This window comes from Thermodesulfobacteriota bacterium (assembly GCA_036482575.1).
Lineage (GTDB): Bacteria > Desulfobacterota > GWC2-55-46 > GWC2-55-46 > JAUVFY01 > JAZGJJ01.
In genome coordinates, this window is sequence record JAZGJJ010000108.1 from 1 (window position 1) to 9810 (window position 9810).

12 protein-coding genes and 1 tRNA gene are annotated in these 9810 nt (G+C 59.4%); 2 read left to right on the forward strand and 11 right to left on the reverse strand.

The features are described from left to right. Nucleotides 1–40 precede the first annotated feature (40 nt). From V3W31_04600 to V3W31_04620, 5 genes are all read right to left on the reverse strand, one after another. Nucleotides 41–859 (reverse strand): SUMF1/EgtB/PvdO family nonheme iron enzyme, encoded by an 819-nt coding sequence (locus V3W31_04600; protein MEE9614219.1) that lies wholly within the window; start codon nucleotides 857–859, stop codon nucleotides 41–43. Between the two features lie 12 nt (nucleotides 860–871). Next, the gene (locus V3W31_04605) at nucleotides 872–1837 is read right to left on the reverse strand and encodes an SUMF1/EgtB/PvdO family nonheme iron enzyme (protein ID MEE9614220.1); all 966 of its coding nucleotides are present in this window, start codon (nucleotides 1835–1837) and stop codon (nucleotides 872–874) included. Between the two features lies 1 nt (nucleotide 1838). Further along, entirely contained in the window at nucleotides 1839–2306 is a 468-nt protein-coding gene (locus V3W31_04610) for a cytochrome c (protein MEE9614221.1), read from the reverse strand. Between the two features lie 133 nt (nucleotides 2307–2439). Next, nucleotides 2440–2835 (reverse strand): response regulator, encoded by a 396-nt coding sequence (locus tag V3W31_04615; protein ID MEE9614222.1) that lies wholly within the window; start codon nucleotides 2833–2835, stop codon nucleotides 2440–2442. A 39-nt stretch (nucleotides 2836–2874) separates the two neighbouring features. After that, nucleotides 2875–2961, reverse strand: a tRNA-Leu gene (locus V3W31_04620). Between the two features lie 169 nt (nucleotides 2962–3130). On the opposite strand from V3W31_04620, the gene V3W31_04625 reads away from it, so the two are divergent. Together V3W31_04625 and V3W31_04630 are read left to right on the forward strand one after the other, a co-directional pair. Further along, a complete protein-coding gene (locus V3W31_04625; protein MEE9614223.1) occupies nucleotides 3131–3532 on the forward strand; it encodes a helix-turn-helix domain-containing protein in 402 nt (133 codons plus the stop codon). Between the two features lie 157 nt (nucleotides 3533–3689). After that, a complete protein-coding gene (locus V3W31_04630) occupies nucleotides 3690–3878 on the forward strand; it encodes a hypothetical protein (GenBank protein MEE9614224.1) in 189 nt (62 codons plus the stop codon). A 79-nt stretch (nucleotides 3879–3957) separates the two neighbouring features. Here the strand turns inward: V3W31_04630 and V3W31_04635 are convergent, their stop codons facing one another. The 6 genes from V3W31_04635 to V3W31_04660 form a co-directional block, all read right to left on the reverse strand. Further along, entirely contained in the window at nucleotides 3958–5166 is a 1209-nt protein-coding gene (locus V3W31_04635; protein ID MEE9614225.1) for a glycosyl transferase, read from the reverse strand. 178 nt (nucleotides 5167–5344) lie between these two features. Next, the gene (otsB, locus tag V3W31_04640) at nucleotides 5345–6115 is read right to left on the reverse strand and encodes a trehalose-phosphatase (GenBank protein ID MEE9614226.1); all 771 of its coding nucleotides are present in this window, start codon (nucleotides 6113–6115) and stop codon (nucleotides 5345–5347) included. Further along, nucleotides 6112–7503 carry a trehalose-6-phosphate synthase gene (locus tag V3W31_04645; protein MEE9614227.1) on the reverse strand — a complete coding sequence of 464 codons (1392 nt, stop codon included), beginning with the start codon at nucleotides 7501–7503 and terminating at the stop codon, nucleotides 6112–6114. The genes otsB and V3W31_04645 overlap by 4 nt, the downstream gene beginning before the upstream one ends. A gap of 156 nt (nucleotides 7504–7659) precedes the next feature. Further along, a complete protein-coding gene (locus tag V3W31_04650) occupies nucleotides 7660–8874 on the reverse strand; it encodes a glycosyltransferase (GenBank protein MEE9614228.1) in 1215 nt (404 codons plus the stop codon). Then, nucleotides 8871–9521 (reverse strand): DUF5752 family protein, encoded by a 651-nt coding sequence (locus V3W31_04655; protein ID MEE9614229.1) that lies wholly within the window; start codon nucleotides 9519–9521, stop codon nucleotides 8871–8873. The genes V3W31_04650 and V3W31_04655 overlap by 4 nt, the downstream gene beginning before the upstream one ends. Nucleotides 9522–9527: 6 nt before the next feature. Further along, the coding region (locus V3W31_04660; GenBank protein ID MEE9614230.1) for a hypothetical protein at nucleotides 9528–9810 on the reverse strand (283 nt) is incomplete at its 5' end.

A 9810-nucleotide genomic window follows, 5' to 3' on the forward strand; every position in this document is an offset into this window, starting at 1 on the left:
CCCCCCTCGCCAGAGCAGGAAACCAGGGCAAGGACGAATATCAACCGGCAGAGCTTGCGCACCTGAAACCACCGTCATTCCCGGCCCCGCCCGGCAGGTAATGGTGCCTGAACGAAGAGCGTGAGAATATCTTGCCCATCACGTAGTGACCCATGGCGCTTCCCGAGCTCCCTCTAAGCACCCTGTACTTCTCCCCGAACTCCTTGCTCTCGAACGTGCCTCCCGGATAGGGCTTGTACCACGCGTCGACCCACTCCATGACGTTCCCGGCCATGTCATATACGCCGTAGTGGCTCACGTCGGTCTCGTGGCTTCCCACGGGCGCGGTGTCCCCCTTATTGAGGTTGGCCTTTGCCTCGTCGTACTCATCCCCCCAGGGGTACCTGTTCCCATCCGGCCCCCGGGCCGCCTTCTCCCACTCTTCCTCGGTGGGGAGCCTCTTGCCCGCCCACTTACAGTAGGCCTCCGCGTCGAACCAGGTAACGTTATTTACCGGGTGGTCGCCCCTCTTATCGGGGTAGGCGCCACCCTCCCAACTGAGCGGGGGCTGGTGGCCCGCGTCGACGAATTTTTTATAACTCGAATTCGTCACCTCGTACTTGCCTATGTAATAGCCCTCGGTCCGCACCTTCCTCTCGGGCCTCTCATCCATGAAAAACGTACCCTTCCTCGACCCGAACTCCTGCGCAAGCCCCTCGGTGTCCTCCTCGACGCTGCCCATTATGAACTCGCCCGGCGGGATGTGGACCATCTCTTCGGTGTCCGTGACCTTCCCGCCCGAGCACGAAGCCAGCACAGCGGCAACTGCCGCGCAGAGCCAGCCTTTCTTAATGCTCGGCTTAATCTCCGTTATAGCCATATTCTGTCCCTCCTACTTTGCGTCCGCTGCGCACCTAAAACCAAAACTGTCGTTCTTGGTGGTGGCGTCGAAAAAGGCCCGGTTATATGCAGGCGCCGATATGCCGCAGCCGTAGAACATGCAGTCCCACCACGAGCCGCCCTTCAAGAGCCTGTACTTCCTGCCGAACTCGGGGCTCACGTAGTCGGAGCCCGGGTGCGGGAAGTAATGGTCGTCAACCCACTCCCAGACGTTCCCGCTCATCTCATAAAGGCCGAACTGATTTTTGCCCTCCTCGATGGAGCCCGCGGGCATCGTCCCCTCGTGCCCCCTCAAGGGGTTGTTGGACTTATCGAGGTCCCACTCGTTACCCCAGGGATATATGCGGCCGTCGGTGCCGCGCGCGGCCTTCTCCCACTCCCTCTCCCGGGGGAGCCTCTTTCCTCTCCACCTGCAGTAAGCGTCCGCGTCGTTCCAGGAGACGAATATAACGGGGTGGTCCGCCTTCTCCGGCGGGTAGCTCTTCCCCTCCCGGTTCTCCTCCCAGTTACTCGGGGGCGGATGGCCGGCGTCCACAAAGCTCTTATACTCTTTATTGGTGAGCTCCAGCCTGTCTATGTAGAACTCGTTTACGTACACGACATGGGCGGGCTTTTCGTCCCTCAACCTGTCGTCGCTGCCCATGAGGAACTCGCCGGCGGGTATGAAGACCATGTCCCCCGTGTCCGGGTCTGGTCCGGCCGCCACCGCCCTCTCGGCGGCCTCGGCCACTGCGGTAACCCCACCCCCCCCGCCCGTGCCGGTATCCGCCTTGTAGGGATGGCCGGCCATGCCGTGGCAGGCAAGGCATTGCTTGAGCTTCTGCGCGTCCTCCTTTTTATACCTGGGGTTCCTGTGGCAGCCGCTGCAGTCATCCGCATAAGCCTCGCCGGAGAAGAAGAGAGAGGCCGGCAAGAGCACCGCGAGAGCGAGGAGTTTTAGCGTCATGGCTCTATCCATATTATCTAAAACCCGGCGCGACCTGTCTGAGCTTCTCGTCGGAGACCACCCCTTCGAAGCGGCAGTTGCAGAGTTCGCGCAGGTAGCCGATAAGGGTTTTTATTTCCTCGTCGGTAAGGGTCGCCCTCCAGGGCGGCATGATGGACGATTTGGCTACACTCGTCCCGCCTCCCCTTATGACGTCATTCAGGTTCTCGTCGGATCTCGTGGACATGAAAAGCGTATCGGTGTGGTCCCTGGGGTTTACCTTCAAGTCGGGCGTGGAGTTAATGCCGTCACCCCTGCCCTCGATGCCGTGACACTGGCTGCACCACTGGAGATAGAGCCTCCGCCCCTCCCCCCCCTCCCCCCCCTCTTCTCCGGGGTCGGCGCCCGGTCCGGCGGAGGCGAAAGAAGGCGGCAGGGAGGCAAAAAGATATATGAGAAAAAGGAACGGGACGAATAGCCCTTTGCCGGGGAATGACATCATCTAACTATATAAAATACTTGTTTTTTAAAACGTTGTCAAGGAATTGGGGTTGGGAGGGGGGGAGGGGGTAGAGCTTCAATATCGGTGATCGGGAGCTATATTCCTTCAGCGGGGAGGTAGAGGAGTAAAGGGCTCACCCTTCCCCGACCACCTTATTCACCAGCGCGACCAGCTCCTTGATGTTGTACGGCTTTGCTATGGCGCCGGTGAAGCCGTACTTCTCGTACTCCTCCATCATGGGGTCGCGGGCATAGCCGCTCGAGACGATCGCCCGTACATCCGGGTCCAGTTCGAGGAGCTTCTTTATGGCCTCCTTGCCGCCCATCCCGCCGGGGATGGTAAGGTCCATGATAACGACATTGAAGGTACGCGCGTCCTCCTTTTCCCTTCTGTACTTTTCAACCGCTTCGGCGCCGTCGCCAGCGAACTCCGTCTCGTAACCGGCGGCGCCCAGCACCTCGCCTATAAGCTCCCTTATGGTCGCCTCATCGTCCATCACAAGGACCCTCGGTTTATCGGCATTGGACATACGGGCAACACTCCTTACGTTCCATGATAGTTCATTATGTGGTGCCGGAGGCGGGGGTCGAACCCGCACGGCCTCGCGGCCACGGGATTTTGAGTCCCGCGCGTCTACCAGTTTCACCACTCCGGCACTGCCTTCTACCCCTAACATAGCTCCCCCCCACTGTCAAGGGTAAAGAGCCCCGCAGGTCAATTCCCCCCGCCATTTCAATAACTTAGGTTGAACCCGCATCACCTTTGGTTTATTAAAGCTGTTTTTCCGGTTGCTATGGCCCCTCAGGGAGGTATATACTACGTGCATGATAAGCACAGAGGAGATACTCCGAAGGCTCAGGAACTTAAGGGAGGAGCGATTTCTCAGGCAGGAGTCTCTGGCCGGGCAATTGGGGATCGACAGGAGCACATACGCCAGAAAGGAGGGGGGGGACATACCCATAACCACCGGCGAGTGGCTCAAGCTCGCCGAGATCATGGGTGCGGACATATCATACTTTTTCGGCCCCCCGCCCCCCCCTCCCCCCCCGACCACTGCCGCCGGAGGCAACGTCGACGGAACGCAGGGGAAGCTGCTGCTTCAGCTCTACAACTCCCTGAGCCCGGAGGAGAGGCAAGACCTCGTCGCGGGCATACACCTTCTTCTCAAGGGCATAAGGAAGAAGAAGGTCCGGGAGGCCCTGGAGAGGCTCGTAGAGGCGCGTTGAGCCGGTCCCGCCCGTAAGGGGACCACGTACGTACGCCGCCGGCACGGACCCGTTACCGCTCAAACGGTCCTTGCCCTGGTTTGCGGGTGTGCTTGACACGCACCACTAAATAGTGTATAATACTTCACTCTAAATTACCTGCAACGGAGTACCCGAAATGCTGCTTCTCGATAACTCAAAAGTAAGGGTGGAGTACAGCCCGCTGGACTCAAGGCTCTACATCTTCAAAGGCGGCCGTTACGTGGGTTCGGAGTACTTGCTTGAGTGCGTGCGTCACCTCCTGGATGACGACCCGCTTGAGGAGTACGAAAGGGAAGAGCTGCATTCCGGAGACTATATGGTGTAGGGGGTACACCCCCTACATCCCTGCACCCCCTTGCACCCCACACCCCCCGTCTGCTTCGACGGCACTCACGGATAGTGCCTTACCTGTTGTCTTCTTCCACGGCGTTGCCGAGCCTTTCGAATATCCCGGGGATCGCCGATATCACCCTGTTCCAGTTGGGTATGAGAGGTGCGCCCAGCGGGTTTTCCATCGCCGTCTTCGCGGCCATATCTATGGCCCTGGTAAAGGCGTCCACGGCCATGGCCTCACCGTGCCTGTCGAACATCAGCCCGTTTATCGCCGCGTCCCCCTCGTACCTTATGAGCGTATCCTCGGCGAGTTTCCGGTAGGTGGCCCTGAGCGAGTTGAAGAACCCGTCGGAGAAGACTATGCCCTCGGAGGCGAGGCTCCTGAATATCGACTTGGCTATGTCCACGGACATCTTCATGAGCCCGGTTGTGGGGTCGTCTGCCGAAAGTTTCTGGTGCTTGTGCTCGTAGTTCTCGGCTATGTCGACCTGGCATACCCTCTTAGGTGAATAGTTCCTGTGGACTTCGGCGAGCACCCCCACCTCGAGCCCCCAGTCCCACGGTATACGGTTCACCCTCGCGAGCTCCGCTATCATGCAGAACTCACCGGCAAGGGGATAGCGGAAGCTGTCGAAGAACTCGAGCAGCGGATGGGGCCCGACTATCTTCCCGAGCGACCTCACCAGCGGTATCACGAAGAGCCGCGTGACCCTGCCGTGAAGCCTGTCGGTGACCCTCGCGTAGTAGCCCTTGCAGAAGAGATAATCGAGCCCCGGGGTCACCACCGGATAGCATAGCCTTGCCAGAAGCTCTCTCGAGTAACTCAGGATGTCGCAGTCGTGGAGCGCTATGACGTCGCACTTGCCGCTGGCAAGCACGTACCCGTATGACAGCCACGCGCTCCTGCCCTTGCCGTCCTTGCCCGCGCCCACGCCTTCCCGGTCGAAGGTCGCGAAGATATCGCTCATCCTCTCGCCGCCGGTGTGGATCACCTTTACGTCCTGTGGGAGGACGCTCATGAGCTCCTTCACCCGGACGAACTCCTCGTCGGTGGCGGGGCCTAGCGCGAGTATGACCTCCTTTACGAACTTTACCTTCTTGAGCTCCTCCACTATGCCCTTCATGGCCTCGCTCTCGACGTCCGAGTAGAGGGCGGGAAGGACCAGGGCCACGGGCCTCACCATGGCGTAGAGTTCGAGCTCCGTCTCGAGCCTTTCGAGGTTAGGCTTGCCGAGCCTGTGAAGCGTGGTTATAAGACCGCTGTGATAGAAGTCCGACACGAGGAACCTCCTTAAACGGTTATCGGGTTTTCATCTTTCACTGATAACGGGCAACTGAAGACCGGTACTGTCTCTTATTCCGTGCTACCTCACCCTGAGGGTGTTTCCCTTTCACGACGACCGTTGGAGGGTATTCGATACCAATACCGTATTTGGCCGCCTTATGGCATTAACCGTGCTACCTCCCCCTGAGCCATTCCAGGAAGGGCCTGACCTCGTCCTGGGAGTTGAGGTAAAAGTCCGCCTCGTCGTCCATGCCGCCGACAAAGACCGAGAGCCCCTTGCCCTTTACGGCGCGAAAACCGTCCCTGTCCGTCTCGTCGTCGCCCACATAGAGCGGGAAGGTGCCGCTAAAGCCGTCTCTCTGCATGATCCACTCCACGACCCTCCCCTTGTTCCAGCTAACGGGCGGGCGGAGCTCAAAAACCTTCTTCCCCTCGGTAAGCTTCACAAGGCCCTTTTCAACCGAAGGCGCCGCAAGCTCCCTCAGCGCGGCCTTGAAGGCCTTCACCTCTTTTATGTCCAGCAGCCTGTAGTGGACGCTCAGGGTAGCCCCCTTGTCCTCGACGATAACTCCCTTGAACTTCTTTACGAGCCCGTTAAACGCGGCAAGGAGCTTTTTCAGTTCCGCGCCTACGTCCCTGCCGGCGTCGAAGACCATCGTAAACCCCGTCGACCACACCTCCATGCCGTGGTTCGCGGCGTAGACGAGTCCGCCAATCGGCACCCGCTCCCTTATGTCCTCAAGCCCCCTCCCGGTTATAACGGCCGTCGGGTAGAGCCGCACCAGTTTCCTGAGTATCTCCTTTACCTGAAAAGAGAGCGTGGCCACTTCGGGCCTGGCGACGATGGGGGTTAGCGTGCCGTCATAGTCCAGAAAGAGCGATATCCTCTTGGACCCGGCAAGCTCTTTCACCCTCTCGATGTTTTTCAAAAGATGCCTTTTCAACCGAGCCCCTTCATCTCCCCCAGCACGTCCTCGACCCACTTGTATATGTCGTTCCTGCTCACATACGCCCTGGCCCTTCCCATGGCCTTCCTCTTCTTGGCCGGGTCCGCTTCGAGCGCCTCCTTTATCGAGTCGGCGCAGCTCTCGGTATCGTAGGGGTTTATGGTCGTAATACCCGGCACGTCCTCGGCGGCTCCGGCGAACTCGCTCACAAGGAGCGCCCCCTTCAGGTCGACCTGGGAGGAGACGTACTCCTTCGCCACGAGGTTCATCCCGTCGTAGACCGAGCTTATCATCGCGAAGTCGGCCCCCCGGTAGAGCGCGGCCAGGTCGTTATGGCTGAACCTGCTCTCCATGTACTCCACGGGCCTCCAGTCCGCCGTCGAGTACCTGGCGTTCAATGCCGCCGCCTTCTTCCTTACCCTCTCCATGTAGCTCAAGTAGGGCTCCACCTTCCTGGTGGGCACGGCTATCTGCACGAAGGTGAACTTGCCCTTGAACCTCGGGTACTTCGCGAACAGGAACTCCACGGCCTCGAGCGACTTTATTATGCCCTTGGTGTACTCGAGCCTGTCAACGCTGAGCCCGAGCATGACCCCGTCGAGCTTCCTCTCCTTCTTGAACCTCTCGAAGAACCTCCCCGACCTCCTGGCCAGGGCCGCCCTCTCGAACCACTCGAAGTCCACGCTTATGGGGAAAGACTTTACCTTCGTGATATGGCCCCGGTATTTGATGTACCTGCCCTTGATCTCGACGGAGGTGCCGAACTCCATGGCCGCGCACCTCATGAAGTTCCTGCAGAAGGAGTCGAGTTGGAAGCCGATGAGGTCGTTCGCCAGGAGCCCCTCCAGTATCTCTCGGCCCTGGGGACAGGCCCTGAAGACGTCGTGCGGGGGCCACGGTATGTGCCAGAAGATCGAAAGCTTCAGGTCGGGCCTCTTCTCTTTTATATAGGCGGCGCATATGGCCAGATGGTAGTCCTGCAGCCACACGCGCGTACCCTTTTTCCGAGCCTCTTCGACTATCGCGTCGGCGAAAAGGGCGTTCACCTTCTTGTAGCTCTGCCAGTAGGACTTCTTGAGATATATCCGGTCGAGTGTGATGTGGCAGAGCGGCCAGAGGAATCTATTGGAGTAGCCGTTGTAATACCCTTCAATGTCCCTCTGGGTAAGGGGCACCAGCCGCATGGTGTAGGAAGGGTCGTCGGGCGGGACCATGACCCTCCCGGCATCGCTGCCCGAGGCTATCCACACGCCCTTTGACGCCCGCATGACCGGGTCGAGCGCGGAGACCAGCCCCCCGACGGTCTTCTCGGCCCTGCCCTTCTTGAAGGTGTAGGGCTCCCGGTTGGATACGACTATGAGTTTTTCCCTGGAGACTGTCTTCATCTTACGACACGTTGACCCGAAAAGGCCGGATGCCGGGCATCAGCCGGACATCGACCGGACATCAAGATGGTTGGTCCTCACCGAGGAAGTGCACAGCGGTGCGTCGGGCGCCGGGACTCCCCTCGGAGCCGGAACACACTCAGAGCCGGAACACACTCAGAGATAGATGACCTTCTGGTCCTTGTTCTCCATGGCGAGCCATACGGCAAGGTACTGCCTTATGTGTCCGGTGATGAGGAAGTTCCGCCTTATATGCTCCCTGCCGGCCTCCCCCATCCTCCGGGCAAGCTCGGGGTTCTGCAGGAGCTGGCGTATGCGGTAGGCCGTACCCTCCACCGAATGCACGAGATACCCGGTCGCGCCGTCGACCACCTGAAGCGGTATACCACCCACGTCCCCGCCTATGACGGGTTTTTTCTTCCAGAGGGCCTCGGCCACGACGAGCCCGAACCCCTCTCTCGTGGACTTCTGCAGTACTATGTCGGCACCCCTCTGGAGCGCATTTATCTCCCTGTCGCTAAACGGGGGGAGCATGAGTATGTGTACGTCCGGGTCGTCTCCGGCCTTCTCCCTTACCTCCTCGATAACCCTCTCTCCCTCCGGGTCGTCGTCGGCGGTGCCTCCGGCGAACACCAGGCGGCAGTCGTTATACTTCCTGACGAGCCGGAAGGCGTCTATAACCCCGAGCGGGTCCTTAAAGGGGTCGAAGCGCGAAACCTGGAGCAGTATCGGCTTATCCCTGGGTACGCCAAAGCGCTCGAAGACCTCGTCCACCTCTTCGGGCGGCAGATCCATATTCTTCTCGCTAAGGGGGTCTATGGAAGGCGGTATCATGAACTGAGGTATCGGGAGGGACTGGGCGAAGCGCGAGACCGAGAATATCGCCCCGTCGTACTTCTCCACCTGCTTCTTCAGGAAGTACCAGGTAACGCTGTCCGGAGTGGATATGTCTATGTGGCAGCGCCATATCCAGTTCCCGCGCTTCTTGGAATCTATAAGGAGCGCGGGCTGCGGGTCGTGGATAAAAACACAGTCGGCATCGAGGTCGAGCCGCGCCGCGTTCTTTTTATTGACCTCTTCGTAGACTTCCCACATCTTCTTCGTTAGCGGGTTGGCCTGGCCCTGCAGCGCGTTGTGGAGCCTCTTGGTGCCCTCGAAGAACGGCTTTGTCCCCTTTATGACTTCCCACCTCACCTCGATCCCGAGCCCCTTCAAGAGAGGTACCATCCGCTGCAGCAACTCGGCCACACCGCCGCCCACGGCCGTGGAGTTCACGTGCATAAAGCTCTTCCCCTCGAGCTTCCCGGCCATGTGCTCTATGGCCCGGAGCTCTCCGTCTTCGGCTATCCCCTTGTAGTCTCTGAGGTTCATTCCTCCTCCTCCAGGATGGCTATTATCTTCTCCCTCAAGACCTCGGTGCTGTACATATAGGGGTCGAGGGAGTTGAGCCTGGCGGCGGGCCCGGGACACCCGAGGCACTCGCCGAAGAAAAGGCTGAAATCGTCCCGTGCCCTGCCGAGCCTCAAGCGGGCCTCGTAGAAGTGAAAATATATGCTCGAAGCGTCGACCTTCCTGAGCGCCTCGACGAACTCCTCATTACTCGTCGCCTCGATGTCCGTGGGTATCACGAACGTTATGCCCTCGTTAAAGAAAAACTCCTTGCCCGGGAGGACGGGTCTCGGGGGGGGGAACTCCTTCAGGTGGTCCTTGATGATGCGGATAATCTCTCCCCTTACCTCATCTATATCGACGAACTCGAAGGGGTTCAGGTTGGCGAGCCTCTCGGCGAGTCTCTTCTCCTCCAGCGCCTCGGAGGCCCACACCGCGAAGTCGTTGGGGTAGGCCGGGGGCCGGACGTGGGGCTTCAGGAAGTACTGGTGCATGTGGTGGAATATACTCTCCGGGGTTACCTGCCCCAGTATCTCCAGGAGCTCCACTATGGAACCGGCCCTCCTGCCGGTCATCTTTATAAGCGGCGTGCACTCGTAGAACTTGAACGGTTCGGCCTTCGCCTTCATTCGGGGTTATTCCTTTTTAAGGTGTACGGTCCTTATGGGGAACGGCATCTCCACTCCCTCCTCGTTGAACCGCTTGAATATCCTCTTCCGTAGCTCGTGCCGGACCCTGTACCGGTCGACTAACTCCTCGACATGACACGTAAGCGTGAAGGGGTACCCGCGCCAAGCGGCGCAGGTCGGGCGAGGAGCAACGCGAGGGTGCTGCCGCACGGTTAATGTCACAAGCGGCCCTATTACAACCTTCATGCCGTGTACCCCTGACGGGCGCCATGAATTTAAAACACCATCA